We start from the raw sequence: 14,783 nt of genomic DNA, 5'->3' as shown, positions 1-14,783 counted from the left end.
CCTTCCCATGGTTGTACAGGGCAGGAAGCGGCGCGCGGTGTCGCCGACCGGGAGGCTCGCCCATGGGCGCGGACTCACAACCTTTCATGCAGGGTCGAGTGATCCTCCAATGGTAAAGGATAGGCAAAAGAATGTGGGGGGTGCGCTCAGCCGGCGGTGAACGGCTTCACCCAGCGCCGCCATTTCTCCTCGGGCGCGTATCCGGCGGCCCGCCAGGCGTGGTGCGCGGTCTCGTTGCGCACCAGCACCATCGCGTCCCCGCGCCGCCCGCCGAGCCGGACGAACCGCTCCTCCGCGGCGGCCAGCAGCGCCGAGCCGATGCCCAGCCGCCGCCGCTGCGGGTGCACCGCCAGCCGGTACAGATGGCAGCGCCAGCCGTCGAAGCCGGCGATCACCGTGCCGACGAGTTCCCCGTCCTTCTCGGCGAGGATCAGCGCCTCGGGGTCACGGAGCACCAGCCGTTCGACACCGCTCCGGTCGTCGCTGATGCTGGTGCCCTCCGCGGCCGTCTTCCAGAAGGCCAGCACCGCGTCGAGGTCGTCCGGTCCGGCGGCCCGTATATGCAGGTCAGTCATGCGATCATCACACCACCGCTGGCGTGGCGGCCCCGTGAATTCCAGCATGCGGACGGCCGCCGCGCGCCTACTCGCCGCGCAACTCCTCGATCACCGGCGCGAAGTCGTCCATGTACGGCTCCAGCACGGTCAGGTACGAGAACCCGTACCGCTCCCGCTGCGCCCGCACCCGCGCGACGATCTCCCGCAGGGTGCCGACCAGCACGATCGGCAGGGCGAGCGCCTCGTCCGCGGTCAACTGCGGCTGGCGGTCGAGGAGTGGCTTGATCACGGCCTCGGGGTCCTCGGTGACCTTCACCATCTGCACGAGCAGGTTCAGTTCGGCCGGCTCCGCGCGGCCCGCCGCGAGCTCCCGGTAGCGGGCCACGCGCCCGTCGAGCTCCTCGGGCGTGAGCGGCGCGATCTTGCCCTCCGTACTCCCGGCGACCACTCGCCCGGCCGTGAACGCGGCGATGTCGGCCCGCTCGGCGGTCAGCCGCAGCACCCGGTCGCCGTTGCCCCCGATCAGCAGCGGTACCCGCGACTGCGCGGGCCTGGGCCGGTGCTCCGCCGAGCCGAGCAGGCGCTCCAGCTCCGCCACGGTGCGGGCGAGGTGGTCCACCCGCTCGCCCGGCGATCCGAACGGCAGGCCGGCCGTGTCGTGCTCCGCCTGCACATAGCCGGTACCGAGCCCCAGTTCGAGACGGCCGCCCGTCAGTGCGTCCGTGGTCGCCACCTCGCGGGCCAGGAGCGCCGGGTTCCAGAAGCCCGCGTTGAGCACGAAGGTGCCCAGCCGCGGCCGCTCGGTCGCCGCGGCGGCCGCGACGAGCGCCGGGAACGGCGCCACCCAGCCGAGGTGATCGGGGACGTGGATCACGTCGTACCCGAGTTCCTCGGCGCGGCGGCACTTGGCGCCCCACTCCTCGGCCGAGGCGGGAGTGAGCAGGTTGACTCCGAAGCGGAACGGACGCGGCATGAACTCTCCTCGGCAGCGGGCGACTTGGGCCTTCGCCGCGATTCCATCACTCGTGCGCGATGGCCGCCAGCACATTCATGCGGGATGCACGCAACGCGGGCAGCAGGGCGGCCACCACGCCCACCACCGCCGAACCGATCACGACGGCGACGATCGTGCCCCACGGAATCGCCAGCGCGGTCATGCCCTGGAGGGCCAGCACCTGCTGTATGCACACGCCCCACACCAGGCCCAGGGTGAGCCCCAGCACCGCGCCGAACACCGCGATCACCACCGACTCCAGCCGGATCATGCGGCGCAGCTGCCGCCGGGCCAGCCCGATGGCGCGCAGCAGGCCGATCTCCCGGGTGCGCTCCACGACCGACAGGGCCAGGGTGTTGACCACGCCGAGCACCGCGATGACGATCGCCAGCCCGAGCAGCGCGTACACGAGATAGAGCAGCACCGCGATCTGGTCGTGGACCAGCTTCTTGTAGTCGGCCTGGTCACGGACCTGCACCTGCGGATACGGCTCGAGCGTCCGCTCCAGGCGCGAGCGCAGCTGGTCCGTGCTGGTGCCGGGGGCCTTGTCGACGTACAGCGCCGCGTCCTGGCCGTCGGGCACGTACTTCTCCGCCGTGGTGATGCCGAAGAACAGCCCGCCCTGCATGCCGAAGCCGGAGCCGCCCTGGTCGGTGAGCGCGCCCACGGTCATGTCGGTGGTCCGGCCGCCCGGGAACTCCACCGGGACGGTGCTCCCCAGGCGGACGTGGTGGTCCTCGGCGAAGTTCACGTCCATGCCGAGGTGCCCGTCGGCCAGCGCCGCCGCGCTGTCGCCGCCCTTGTAGGTGACGTGGGCGACGTCGTCCACCTGCGGGTCGTACCCGGAGGCGGACGTCTTGACCCGCTTGCCGTCCGGCAGCCGTACCGCCACCGGCACGAACCGCTGGCGTACGACGAGACGCACGCCCTCGGTGGCGCGCACCTTGTCGGTGATCTCCTTGGTGAACGGCTGGAAGTTGCCGTTCTGGACGGTGAAGTCGGCGCCCAGCGTCTTGTCGATCTGCTGGTCGAACGACCGGGACATCGAGGCGCTGGCCACCGACATCCCGCCGACCAGGGCCAGACCCACCATGAGCGCGGCGGCGGTGGCGCCGGTGCGGCGGGGGTTGCGCAGGGCGTTGCGCTGGCTCATCCGGCCGACCGAGCCGAACAGCGCCGGGAACGCGCCGCCCAGGACGCGGATCACCGGCCGGACCAGCAGCGGCCCGGCGATGACGGTGGCGACGAGGGTCAGGACGACGCCGAGGCCCAGCAGGGAGGCCGCCGAGGCGGTCTTCGTCGCCGCCGCGCAGCCCACCAGCGCGGCCACACCGGCCGCTCCGACGACGCCACCGACGACGGCGCGCGTCTTCAGCGGCCGTCCCACCCCGGCGATCTCGGCGTCCGCCAGCGCCGCCATCGGCGAGACCCCCGCCGCGCGCCGGGCGGGCAGATACGCCGCGACGAAGGTGACGCCGACGCCGACGACGTACGCCGAGACCGGCGTCGGCCAGCCGATGACCATCTCCGTCGCCTTGAGGTTCATGCCGAACGCGCTCATCAGTTTGATCAGCCCGAACGCCAGCCCGATCCCGGCCGCGAGGCCCAGCGTCGAGCCGACCAGGCCGAGCAGCACCGCCTCGGTCAGCACCGACCGCCGCACCTGCCGCCGGTCGGCGCCCAGCGCCCGCAGCAGGCCCAGTTCGCGGGTGCGCTGGGCGATCAGCATGGAGAAGGTGTTGACGATCAGGAAGATCCCGACCAGGACGGCGATCCCGGCGAAGCCGAGCATCACGTACTTGATCACGTCGAGGAAGCCGCCGAGGGCGGCGGCGGCCGACTTGGCCTGTTCGTCGGCGGTCTTCAGGTCGTACGGGCCGCTGCCGGTCACCCGGCCGACCCGGCTCTTCAGCTCGGCGTCGCTCACGCCTTTCGCCGCGTCCACGGAGATGCTGGTGGCACGGTCGGGGGAGCCGAGCAGTTCCCTGGCGGCGACCGCCGGGTCCAGGAAGACCAGGGCCGCGCCCGGGTTGGTGGTGGTGAACGTGGCGATGCCGACGACCTTCACCCGGAAGGTGCCGGGTGCGGCCTGCACCGTCAGCGTGTCGCCGATGCGCACGTGCTTCTTGTCGGCGGTGTCCGCGTCGAGCAGCGCTTCGTCCGCGCCGTGCGGGGCGTGACCGGAGGTCAGCTTCACCGGGCTGCGGTGGGTGACGTACCAGTCGGTGGCGATGGTCGGGGCGCCGGTGGTCGGCCCCACGGACTTGTTCCGGCTGTCGACCACCACGATGTTCTGCACGGACACGTCGGCATGGGTCGCGGCGACCCCGTCGGCCTTCGCGACCCGGGCCGCGAGCGCGGTGGGCACGGTCTGGACCGCGCCGGTCGGCACGGACGACTTGAGGTCCTCCTTCGGCTCCACCGTCACATCGGCGGAGGTGGAGGCGAAGAGCCGGTCGAAGGTGCGGGTGACCGTGTCGGAGAAGATCAGGCTGCCCGCGACGAACGCCACGGACAGCACGACGGCCAGCGCGGACAGCAGCAGCCGCCCCTTGTGGGCGAGGAAGCTGCGGAGGGTCGCCTTGAGCACCTGGTCAGTCCTCCCCGGCGCCGTCGCGGTCGAACGGGCCGCGCGTGACGTCGAAACGCTTCATCCGTTCGAGCACCGCCTCCGCCGTGGGCTGTTCCATCTCGTCCACGATCCGACCGTCGCCGAGGAAGAGCACCAGGTCGGAGTGGGCGGCGGCGCCCGGGTCGTGGGTCACCATGACCACGGTCTGCCCCAGGTCGTCGACCGCGTCGCGGAGGAACCCGAGGACCTCCAGCCCGGCCCGCGAGTCGAGGTTGCCGGTCGGCTCGTCGGCGAAGATCAGCTCCGGCCGGGAGGCCAGCGCCCGGGCACAGGCCACGCGCTGCTGCTGCCCGCCGGACAGCTGCGCCGGCCTGTGCTTGAGCCGCTCCCGCAGCCCCAGCGTGTCGATGACCTGGTCCAGCCACTTCTCGTCGGGCTTCTTGCCCGCGATGTCCATGGGCAGGGTGATGTTCTCGGCCGCGTTCAGCGTCGGGATGAGGTTGAACGACTGGAACATGAAGCCGATCCGGTCCCGCCGCAGCCGGGTCAGCTCGCGCTCCTTCAGCCCGGTGATCTCGGTGTCGCCGAGCCACACCTGACCGGCCGATACCGTGTCGAGCCCCGCCAGGCAGTGCATCAGGGTGGACTTCCCGGAGCCCGAGGGCCCCATGACCGCGGTGAACCGGCCGCGCTCGATGTCCACGTCCACCGAATCCAGGGCGAGCACGCTGGTCTCGCCCGAACCGTACGCCTTGGTCAGCCCCCGGGCGCGGGCGGCGGTCCCGTCGCCGGGCGCCCGGCCGGGCGCGTGCTCCGTAGCAGGTGTGGACAAGGCCGCCTCCTCGCTCGCCTGGACCTCGTGACTCCTAGTCCCGGCCGAGCGTAGTGTGACGGGGCGCACACCCGGTATCCCCCATGGGGCAGAGCGGGTCTCCGCCTCAGGTCGCACCCCGGCTACCGGTGTAAGGGGCACTCTCCACCCGGGGGAGGAGAGCCGGGGCGGCCCGCCCCAGGGGCCCGAGCCGTCAGCCGGGCGATCACCGCTCCCCGGGCCGCCAGGCGGTACCCAGCACACAGTACGAAGTGGGCAGCCTCGGCCCCTTCTGAGGCATCAGCACCTCGCGGTACGGGCCCAGCTCGAACCCGGCCGCCCGCAGCGCCGCGACCGGCTCGCGGGACAGATGACAGCCGCCGTTCAGCACCGGCCACACGGTCCCGTCCAGGGCGCGCTGGGTGAGCGTCATCGCCCGGCCGCCGCCCCGGCCGTGCTCGAAGAACCGGACCTCCCCGCCGGGCCGCAGCACCCGCCGCACCTCGCCCAGCGCACGCGGCACGTCCCGGACGCTGCACAGCACCAGCGACAGCACGACCGCGTCGAAGGCCTCGCTCTTCACCGGCAGCGCCTCCGCCGCACCCGGCACCACGTCCACCGGCACCTCCGCGCGCAGCGCGGCCCGCACCGCCAGCTGCCTGAGCATGCGCTCGGGTTCGATCGCGACGACCTCCGCGACCGCACCCGGATAGTGCGCGAAGTTCAGACCGTTGCCCGCGCCGATCTCGATCACCCGCCCGGACAACCCGGCGAGCATCCGCTCCCGTACCCCGGCCAGGCCCAGCCTGGTCTCGGCGCACGCGCTGACGCGGGCGTAGTAGCGGGCGAAGAGCGGGTGGTGGACGGCATCCCGTGCCACCTTGCCGGAGCCGATGGAGCGCAGCCGCATGGAGACCTCCCGGAGAGGACGGGCCTACGGGGATTGTCCCCCGTACGGGCCCGTCGCACCCCCGCGTCCTCGCACGGCTCCGGGACACGGCTCGTTCCAGGACACGGCTCTACGAGATGAAGTCGCGCACCTGCTCGTACACGCCGTGGTCGTCGTTCATGTCGGTGTGCGAGATGCAGCCGACGTCCACGTTGGTCGCTCCGCTGAGCAGCGCCGAGGAGTTCGGGACGACCGCCGCGTCGCAGTCCGACCAGTAACTGGCGTACGACACGCTGCCGGGCGTCTCGTCACCGGAGTTGAGCGCGGTCAGGAAGGAACTGCCCGTCTGCATCTCCTTGCAGGACGTGTACAGCCACCCGCACAGGGAGGCGACGGAGGTGCCGTGGTTCACCCCGGCGACCGACACGAAGTCGTCGACGTAGGACGTCCCGCCGAGGTTCTTGAGGTAGTAGCGGCCGCCCAGCGCGCCCATGGAGTGGACGACGATGTCCACCTTCGAGGCGCCGGTCTTCGCCAGCACGGACTTCACCTCGGTGGCCAGCTGTTGGGCGGTGGTGGCGTTCGACTGAGTCCAGTCGTACGACCATGCGAACAGCTGCGAGGAGGAGTAGCCGTCGGCCTCGAAGTCCGCGACCCAGTCGTTCCAGCTGCTCGCCGAACCGCTGAGCCCGTGCACGAACACGACCGGGTTGTGACTCGCCGCGTGGGCCGGGGCCGCGGTGAGGGGGAGGGACAGCAGGAACGATGCGGTCACCGTCGAAACGGCCGTGGCGATACGACGCTTATGGCGTTGCATGAAGCCTCCTGAAACGGTGGGGTCGCCAGGAGTGTCGGGAAGGGTCTACGCGCGCCGCATCGGCGAAGTCGCCAGTCTTTACGAGTCAACTGACCCGCCAGTAACATCGATGGTGTGGTGACGCCGGTGAACCCCCCACCTCTGGACCGCACTTCGCCACCGCCGCTCCCCGACGCGGGGCCCGCCCCGTCCGCGGGCGTCCGCGCGCGGCTGCGGCACGTCGCGTACGGCGATCCCCGCGCCGTCGCCGAACTCCTCCCGCGCCTGACCGAACGGCAGGCGGCAGGCCTCGACCCGCTGCCCACCGGGCCCGCCGCCGTCGCGCCCCGGCTGCTGCGTGCCCACCGCCAGGAGATCCGCTCCCTGCCCGACGACACCCGGCTGCTGCTGCTCCTCGCCGCGGCCGACCAGCATCCGGTCGCCACCCACGCCTTCCTGCGCGCCGTCGCCGCGGCCCGTCTCGACACCCGGCCGCTGGAGGCCGCCGACGTGCCGGGCGTCGCCCACGCCACCCTCGACGGGGTGGAGTTCCGCGACGCCTGGACGAGGATCGCCGCGTACGAGGCCGCGTCCCCGGCGGACCGGCGCGAGGCCCACCGGCTGCTCGCCCGGGTGCTGAGCGGCAAGGGTGAGGCGCCCCGCCGCTCCGGGCACCGGGCCGCGGGCGCCCTCGGCCCCAGCGCGCGCCTCGCCGCGGAACTCCGCACGTCCGCCGACCGGGCCCGGGCCGCCGGCGACACGGCCCTGGCCGGTGCGCTCGCCGAACGCGCCGCCGCCCTCTGCGCCGACCCGGGAACCCGGACCCGGCTGCTGGCCGGCGCCGCCGCCGACGCCTGGCGCACCGGCGACGCGGACCGGGCCCGCACCCTGGCCGCCCGCACCGACGACCCCGCCCTGAACGGAGCCCTCGCCCTGCGCGCGGGCAACGCGGCAGAGGCCTTCGACGCACTGCTGACGGCGGCGATCCGGCACGGACGAGCGGGAGTTCCGGCCCAGTACGGTGCTGCGAGAGCCGGGCGGGGCAGCGCGGGCCGACTGGTCGGGTACGACAGCGCACGGACCCCGCTCCAGGAACGTGGCGCGGGCCGGGTGGGCGAGGTCGTGGAGTTGCTGGCCCTGGTCACCGAGGCCGCCGTCTACACCGGGGACCTGCGGCGGTGCCGGGAGGCGTTCCTCGTCGCCCACTGGCTGGGCGTGCCGCCGCCCGGCGCGCTCGGCGGGCTGGCCGTCGCGGTGGAGGGCCGCTACGAGGACGCCCGGGACCTGCTCAAGCGGACCGCCGGACGGTGCGGGCCGGGCGGCGACCCCACCCTGCTGGTCCACGCCGGCATCGCCGCCCTGATGCTCGGCGACCACACCCGCGCCGCCACCGCCACCCTCCGCGCGGCCACCGCGGCCCGGACCCGGGGCACGCTCGCGACCGTCGCGCAGGCCATGGAGTTCCGTGCCTACGCCGACTTCTGGACCGGCCGCTCCCGCGCCGCCGAGGCCGCCGCCCGGGAGGCGCTGGAGCTGGCGTACGCCACCGGGCAGGACAACGGCGCCTGCCATCTACGGGCCGCCCTGGCCATGTTCGCGGCGGTCACCGGCGACGAGGAGGCCTGTCGCGAGCACGCGCGGGCCGCCCGCTCCGACGCCCTGGCGCGCGGACTGGGCCTGCCCGCCGCCCTCGCCCAGTGGGCGCTCGCCTTCCTCGACCTGACGGGCGGCCGCTTCCCCGCGGCGGCGGCCCGGCTGCGCGCCCTCGCCGGTTTCGGCCCCGGCCACGGACACCGCGCCATCCGGCACCTGGCCACGCCGCACTACGTGGAGGCCGCCGTCCGCACCGGCGACACCCGCGTCGCGCGCGCCGCCCACGCCGACTACCACCGCTGGGCGAGCGCCGTCAGCAGCCCCGACGACCTGGCCCTCAGCGCCCGCTGCCGGGCCCTGCTCGCCCCCGGCGCCGAAGCCGTCGACCACTACCGCACCGCCCTCGACCTGCATGCCCGCGGCACCCGGGACTACGAACGTGCCCGCACGGAGCTGCTGTTCGGCGGCGCGCTGCGCCGGCTGCGCCGCCGGAGCGAGGCCCGGGACCGGCTGCACAGCGCCCTGGAGGCGTTCGAGTCCTTCGGCGCCCCGCACTGCGCGGCCCGCGCCCGCGAGGAACTCCGCGCTCTCGGAACCCCGTTGAGCCCAGCGCCCACCCCGCGGACCGACCCGACCGCGCGACTGACGGCCCAGCAACTGGTGATCGCCCGCATGGCCGCCGAGGGCGCCACCAACCGCGAGATCGCCGACCGCCTCGCCCTCAGTCCCCGCACGATCGACCACCATCTGCGCGGGGTCTTCGCCCGGCTGGACATCCGGTCGCGGATCGAACTCGTACGGCTGCTCGGGGACGACGCCCCCGGCAGCCGTTGAGGCACCCGCTCAGGGAGCGTGGCGCACCCGGAACGCCTCCGCGTCCCATGTCCCGGCCAGCCGCGGCGCCAGCCAGCCCGGCGCCATCGCGACGAACTCCTCGGGCGGCAGCGCCCCGGCCCCGGCGGGCAGCGCGCCCAGCAACGGGACTCCCGCGGCCTCCGGGAGATCGGCGAGATTGCAACGGCAGGCCAGGTCGGGGGAGCCGGGCCAGCTGCCGATCACCACGCCCAGCAACTCGATCTCCCGGGAGCGCAGCTCGCGCGCCGTCAGCTCGGTCGTGTTCAGCGTGCCCAGCCCGGCCGAGGCGACGACCAGCACCGGCGCGTTGAGCAGCCGGGCCGCGTCCGCGAGCGTGCCGCCCGCCGCGTCGAACCGGACGAGCAGCCCGCCCGCTCCCTCGACCAGCACCAGATCGTGCTCCGTGGCCAGCTTGGCGGCGGCCTCGGCCACCTCGTGCGGATGCACCGGCGCCATGCCCGCCCGCCGCGCCGCCGTGCCAGGAGCCAACGGCTCCGGATACCTGGCCAGTTCGGCCGTCGTCACGGCTCCCGCGAGCCGCGCGACCTCGTCGGCGTCCCCGCGCTCGTCGGGCCGTACACCCGTCTGCGCGGCCTTCAGCACGGCGACCGACCGCCCCGCCGCCACCGCGGCCGCCGCCACCGCGGCGGTCGTGACCGTCTTGCCGACCTCCGTGCCCGTGCCCGTGATCACCAGTACCGGCATCTCATCCCTCCCGCGCCGCCGCGCACACGGCACGCGCGATCCGCGCCACGTCCGCGTCGCCGGTGACGTACGGCGGCATCGTGTAGATCAGGTCGCGGAAGGGCCGCAGCCACACGCCCTCGCGCACGGCGGCCCCGGTGGCCGCCGCCATGTCGATCTCGTGGTCCAGCTGTACGACCCCGATCGCGCCCAGGACCCGTACGTCCCTCACACCCGGCAGCCGCGCGGCCGGAGCGAGCCCGTCGCGCAGACCCGCCTCGATCCGCTTGACCTCCGCGAGCCAGTCCTGCCCGAGCAGCAGTCCGATGGAGGCGCAGGCCACGGCCGCCGCCAGCGGATTGCCCATGAACGTCGGCCCGTGGGCCAGCACCGGCACCTCGCCCCGCGAGATGCCGTCGGCCACGCGCGCGGTGCACAACGTCGCCGCCATCGTCATGTAGCCGCCGGTCAGGGCCTTGCCCACGCACATCACGTCCGGGGTCACGGCCGCGTGGTCCGCCGCGAACAGTGCGCCGGTGCGCCCGAAGCCGGTCGCGATCTCGTCGAACACCAGGAGCACGTCGTGCGCGTCGCACGCCTCGCGCAACGTGCGCAGATACGCGGGGGAGTGGAACCGCATCCCGCCCGCGCCCTGCACCACCGGCTCCACGATCACGGCGGCCAGCTCACCGGCGTGCCGCTCGATCAGATCGTGCAGCTGGCCGGCGTAGGCGTCCTCGTACTCCGCCGGCGGCGCGTCCGCGAACACCTGGCGCGGGAGCACCCCGCCCCACAGCTCGTGCATCCCGCCCTCGGGATCGCACACCGACATCGGCTGCCAGGTGTCGCCGTGGTAGCCGCCCCGCCAGGTCAGCAGCCGACGCTTCTCCGGGCGGCCGAGCGAACGCCAGTACTGGAGGCACATCTTGACCGCGACCTCGACCGACACCGAACCGGAGTCGGCCAGGAAGACATGCTCGAGCCCCTCCGGCGACATGTCGACAAGGAGCTTCGCGAGCCGTACGGCGGGCTCGTGGGTGAGCCCGCCGAACATCACATGGCTCATCCGCCGCAGCTGCGAGCGGGCCGCCTCGTTCAGGACCGGGTGGTTGTAGCCGTGGATCGCCGACCACCACGAGGACATGCCGTCGACCAGTTCACCCGAGCCGTCGGCGAGCCGGAGCCGGACCCCGCTCGCCGACTCCACGACGAGCGGCTCGACACGCCCGGGCATCGGACCGTACGGATGCCACACGTGCCGCCGGTCCAGCTCCAGCAGCTCCGGCACGCTCGGGCCGGACAGGTCAGGCATTGGGCGCGAGGTCCGTTCCGGCACCCCGGCGGCGGACGGCGACGAGGTCGGTGCGGGCCTCGCCCGTCACCGTGGCGGACGCGGCCGTACCGCAGACGCCGCCGCCCTCATGGGAGCCGCAGCCCGCGTCCGCGTGCGACCCGCAGCCGGCCTCCGCGTGCGACCCGCACCCCGCCTCCGCGTGCGAACCGCAGCCGCCCCCGGCCGTCGCGCGGTGCTCGGGCAGCGTCACCTCACCGGCGCCCTCCACCTCGAACCCGGCGTCCGCGATCATCTCCAGGTCGGCCTTGCCCGCCTGGCCCTCACTGGTCAGGTAGTCGCCGAGGAAGATGGAGTTGGCCAGGTTCAGGGCCAGCGGCTGCATGGTGCGCAGGTGCACCTCACGGCCGCCCGCGATGCGCACCTCGACGTCCGGGCAGACGAACCGGACCATCGCCAGGATGCGCAGACAGCGCTGCGGGGTGAGGTGCCACTCCGTGGCGAGCGGCGTGCCCTCCATCGGGATCAGGAAGTTCACCGGCACGGAGTCCGGGTCCAGCTCGCGCAGCGAGAAGACGACGTCGACCAGGTCCTCGTCGCTCTCGCCCATGCCCGCGATGAGACCCGAACAGGCGGACAGGCCGGCCGCGTGCGCCTTCTGCACCGTGTCCACCCGGTCGGCGTACGTGTGCGTGGTCGTGATGTCCGCGTACGTCCCCTCGGAGGTGTTGAGGTTGTGGTTGTACGCGTCCGCGCCCGCCTCGCGCAGCCGCTCGGCCTGGCCGTCGGAGAGCAGGCCGAGGCAGGCGCACACCTCGACCTCCTCGTTCTGCTCCTTGATCGTCCGGATCGTCTCGGACACCCGGTCCACGTCCCGGTCCGTCGGGCCGCGCCCGCTGGCCACCAGACACACCCGCTTGGCACCCCCGGCCAGGCCCGCGGCCGCCGCCTTGGAGGCGTCGCCGGGCTTGAGCCAGGTGTACTTGAGGATGTCGGCCTTGGAGCCGAGCCGCTGGGAGCAGTAGGAGCAGTCCTCGGGGCACAAGCCGGACTTGAGGTTGACCAGGTAGTTAAGTTTCACGCGCCGGCCGAACCAGTGCCGGCGCACCTTGCCGGCCGCGGCCACCACATCGAGTACGTCGTCGTCGGAGGTGGCCAGTACGGCGAGTGCTTCCTCGCGGGTCGGCAGCTCGCGCCGAAGCCCCTTGTCCACCAGCGTGTTCAGCAGGTCCATGAGGTCCGATCCTGTCCTACGTGACCGCTCCGGGCCAAGGAGAGTTTGCACAACGGAGACTGGTTGCTCGTGTGGGTATTGCCACATCCTGGGCGGCTGGGCGTCCGGCTAGTGTCTGTCCACTGCCTACAAAATCCCCGGAGGAGCCATGGCGTTCGGCTGGATCGACGACCAGGCGGAGCTGCGCCGCCGCGCCGGACTGGTACGCACCCTCAGGCCCCGGGTCGCCGACTCACCGCTCCTCGACCTCGCGAGCAACGACTACCTGGGTCTGGCCCGTCATCCCGAGGTCACCGAGGGGGCCGCGACGGCGGCCCGGACCTGGGGCGGCGGCTCCACCGGTTCCCGGCTGGTGACCGGCACCACGGAACTGCACACCGAGCTCGAGCGCGAGCTGGCCGAGTTCTGCGGCTTCGAGGCGGCCCTGGTGCTCTCCTCCGGCTACGCCGCCAACCTCGCGGCCGTCACCACGCTCGGGCCGCACGGCTCCCTGATCGTGTCCGACGCGGGCAACCACGCCTCCCTCATCGACGGATGCCGGCTGGCCCGCGGCACGACCCAGGTCGTCGGGCACGCCGACCCGGACGCGGTCCGCAAGGCCCTGGACACGCACGAGGGGCCGGCGATCGCCGTCTCCGACACGGTGTTCTCCGTCGACGGGGACGCGGCCCCGCTGGCCGCGCTCGCCGAGGCGTGCCGGGCGCACGGTGCCGGGCTGGTCGTGGACGACGCCCATGGCCTGGGCGTCCTGGGTGACGGCGGCCGGGGAGCCCCGTACGAGGCCGGGCTCGCCGGCGCAGAGGACGTGGTCGTCACGGTCACCCTGTCCAAGTCGCTGGGCAGCCAGGGCGGTGCCGTCCTCGGGCCGGCCCGGGTGATCGACCACCTGGTCAACGCGGCACGGACGTTCATCTTCGACACGGGCCTCGCGCCCGCCGCGGCGGGCGCGGCCCTGGCGGCCCTCAGGCTGCTGCGCCGCGAGCCGGAACGGGCGACGAGGGCGCGTGAGGTGGCCGCCGAACTGCACGCACGCCTGACGGCCGCGGGGCTGGAGGCGGTGCGTCCGGACGCCGCTGTCGTCTCCGTGCGTGCCCCGTCCCCGGAGGGGGCCGTGCGCTGGGCGGCCGACTGCCGGGCGGCAGGCCTGGCCGTGGGCTGCTTCCGTCCTCCTTCCGTGCCCGACGGCATCTCACGGCTCAGGCTGACCGCCCGAGGGGACCTCTCCGGGGCCGAGATCGAACGCGCTGTACGAGTGATCGGCGAGACGCGACCATGAGTCGGCGTGACACGGCCGTGCGCCGCCTGGACGGAATCTGATCGGAACCGATCAGAAGGTCATCGGAGCGTGGCGAGGAACCCCGCCCAGCTCCCGGGGGAGAAGAGCAGCGCGGGGCCGGCCGGATCCTTGGAGTCGCGCACGGCGAGCAGTCCGGTCCAGGGACCGGAGTGCGGCCTCGCCGTCTCCACGCAGTTGTTCGCTCCGGTGCTGTAGCTGCTGCGCAGCCACCGCACGTCGTGCAGCTCGGTGCTGGAAGGTACGTTCCGAGGCAGTGCAGACATGGTGCCTCCTTACGCGCCGTCACTTATCCCGGCGATGTAATCCAACGAGTCCTCGGGTGAAAGGGCGTGGATCTGAAGGGAGTTGAAGGCCTCCGAGTAGGCCCGGAGGTCTTCTTTCCGTTCGAGGTAGAGGCTACTCGTCAAGTGGTCGAGAACAACCACATCCAGATCAGAAGTGCGCGGAAATGAGAAGATAACGAAAGGGCCGGTGATACCGATATGCGCCCCGGCGGAGAACGGCAACACCTGGAGGCGCACTTGCGGCAGACGTGCCGCCTCGGTGAGCCGCTGAAGCTGCCGCGTCATCACGTCCGGCCCGCCGACCTCCCGCCGCAGCACTCCCTCGTCCAGGACGGCGCTGAGCTCCAGCGGTGGATCCGACCGCAGCACGTCCTGCCTGGCCAGCCGCACCTCCACCAGCGCGTCCAGCCGCTCCTCCATGTCGTCGGCACCCTCGCCCACGGCCGCCCGGGTGACGGCACGGGCGTACTCCGGCGTCTGCAACAGCCCCGGGACCACCGATGTCTCCAGGGTGCGCATCCCGCTCGCCTGCGACTCCAGGCTGATGAAGTCACGGTAGGTGGGCGGCAGGACCCCCCGGTAGGCGTGCCACCAGTGGTGCCGGCCGCCGCCTTCGTCCGATCCCGCCAGCACCATCAGCAACTCACGAAGCTGGCCGTCCGTCACTCCGTAGGCATCCAGGAGTAACCGCACATCGGCCGATTTCACCCCGCTGGCGCCCGTCTCGATCCGGCTCACCTTCGACTGGTGCCAGCCCACCAGACGCGCGGCCTCACCGCTGGTGAGGCCGGCACCGGTGCGCAGCGTGCGCAGTTCGTCGCCCAGTTTCCGGCGGCGCACCGCGGGACCGTTCTGCATGGGCCACTCCTTACTCGCCATTACTCCTTACGTGCCACTCGAATACGGTCTGCCGTCGCAGAGTTCAC

13 protein-coding genes are annotated in these 14,783 nt (G+C 73.0%); 2 read left to right on the top strand and 11 right to left on the bottom strand.

Annotated elements, in window-relative coordinates; all coding sequences use genetic code 11:
- Window positions 1-146: 146 nt before the first annotated feature.
- From ABZ915_RS15945 to ABZ915_RS15920, 6 genes are all read right to left on the bottom strand, one after another.
- Window positions 147-623, bottom strand: coding sequence for a GNAT family N-acetyltransferase (locus ABZ915_RS15945; RefSeq protein ID WP_361802085.1), 477 nt, complete (start codon window positions 621-623; stop codon window positions 147-149).
- A gap of 19 nt (window positions 624-642) precedes the next feature.
- Window positions 643-1,530, bottom strand: a complete 888-nt coding sequence (locus ABZ915_RS15940) for a TIGR03621 family F420-dependent LLM class oxidoreductase (protein ID WP_361802082.1) — start codon at window positions 1,528-1,530, stop codon at window positions 643-645.
- 46 nt (window positions 1,531-1,576) lie between these two features.
- Window positions 1,577-4,141, bottom strand: a complete 2,565-nt coding sequence (locus ABZ915_RS15935) for an ABC transporter permease (RefSeq protein ID WP_361802079.1) — start codon at window positions 4,139-4,141, stop codon at window positions 1,577-1,579.
- A gap of 4 nt (window positions 4,142-4,145) precedes the next feature.
- On the bottom strand, window positions 4,146-4,955 hold the full coding sequence (locus ABZ915_RS15930; protein WP_361802076.1) for an ABC transporter ATP-binding protein: 810 nt from the start codon (window positions 4,953-4,955) through the stop codon (window positions 4,146-4,148).
- A gap of 205 nt (window positions 4,956-5,160) precedes the next feature.
- Entirely contained in the window at window positions 5,161-5,844 is a 684-nt protein-coding gene (locus ABZ915_RS15925) for a class I SAM-dependent methyltransferase (protein WP_361802073.1), read from the bottom strand.
- Window positions 5,845-5,953: 109 nt separating this feature from the next.
- Entirely contained in the window at window positions 5,954-6,640 is a 687-nt protein-coding gene (locus ABZ915_RS15920; RefSeq protein ID WP_361802070.1) for a triacylglycerol lipase, read from the bottom strand.
- Window positions 6,641-6,757: 117 nt separating this feature from the next.
- On the opposite strand from ABZ915_RS15920, the gene ABZ915_RS15915 reads away from it, so the two are divergent.
- A complete protein-coding gene (locus ABZ915_RS15915; protein WP_361802479.1) occupies window positions 6,758-9,046 on the top strand; it encodes a LuxR C-terminal-related transcriptional regulator in 2,289 nt (762 codons plus the stop codon).
- A 9-nt stretch (window positions 9,047-9,055) separates the two neighbouring features.
- Here the strand turns inward: ABZ915_RS15915 and bioD are convergent, their stop codons facing one another.
- From bioD to bioB, 3 genes are read right to left on the bottom strand one after another with little or no spacing between them, the layout of a single operon-like run.
- Window positions 9,056-9,772: a dethiobiotin synthase gene (bioD, locus tag ABZ915_RS15910; protein ID WP_361802067.1), complete on the bottom strand. Its 717-nt coding sequence runs from the start codon at window positions 9,770-9,772 to the stop codon at window positions 9,056-9,058.
- Between the two features lies 1 nt (window position 9,773).
- Window positions 9,774-11,063, bottom strand: a complete 1,290-nt coding sequence (locus tag ABZ915_RS15905) for an adenosylmethionine--8-amino-7-oxononanoate transaminase (RefSeq protein ID WP_361802064.1) — start codon at window positions 11,061-11,063, stop codon at window positions 9,774-9,776.
- Window positions 11,056-12,276 carry a biotin synthase BioB gene (gene bioB, locus ABZ915_RS15900; protein WP_361802061.1) on the bottom strand — a complete coding sequence of 407 codons (1,221 nt, stop codon included), beginning with the start codon at window positions 12,274-12,276 and terminating at the stop codon, window positions 11,056-11,058. The genes ABZ915_RS15905 and bioB overlap by 8 nt, the downstream gene beginning before the upstream one ends.
- 148 nt (window positions 12,277-12,424) lie before the next feature.
- Here bioB and ABZ915_RS15895 point away from each other — a divergent pair, with 148 nt between their 5' ends.
- Window positions 12,425-13,552, top strand: a complete 1,128-nt coding sequence (locus ABZ915_RS15895) for an 8-amino-7-oxononanoate synthase (RefSeq protein WP_361802058.1) — start codon at window positions 12,425-12,427, stop codon at window positions 13,550-13,552.
- Window positions 13,553-13,611: 59 nt separating this feature from the next.
- On the opposite strand, the gene ABZ915_RS15890 is transcribed toward ABZ915_RS15895, so the two are convergent.
- The gene (locus ABZ915_RS15890) at window positions 13,612-13,836 is read right to left on the bottom strand and encodes a DUF397 domain-containing protein (protein WP_361802055.1); all 225 of its coding nucleotides are present in this window, start codon (window positions 13,834-13,836) and stop codon (window positions 13,612-13,614) included.
- A 9-nt stretch (window positions 13,837-13,845) separates the two neighbouring features.
- Window positions 13,846-14,715, bottom strand: a complete 870-nt coding sequence (locus tag ABZ915_RS15885; protein WP_361802052.1) for a helix-turn-helix transcriptional regulator — start codon at window positions 14,713-14,715, stop codon at window positions 13,846-13,848.
- Between the last annotated feature and the right edge of the window lie 68 nt (window positions 14,716-14,783).

Source organism: Streptomyces sp. NPDC046915 (genome assembly GCF_040644935.1).
GTDB lineage: Bacteria > Actinomycetota > Actinomycetes > Streptomycetales > Streptomycetaceae > Streptomyces.
This window is presented reverse-complemented; position numbering and strand designations above follow the sequence as displayed.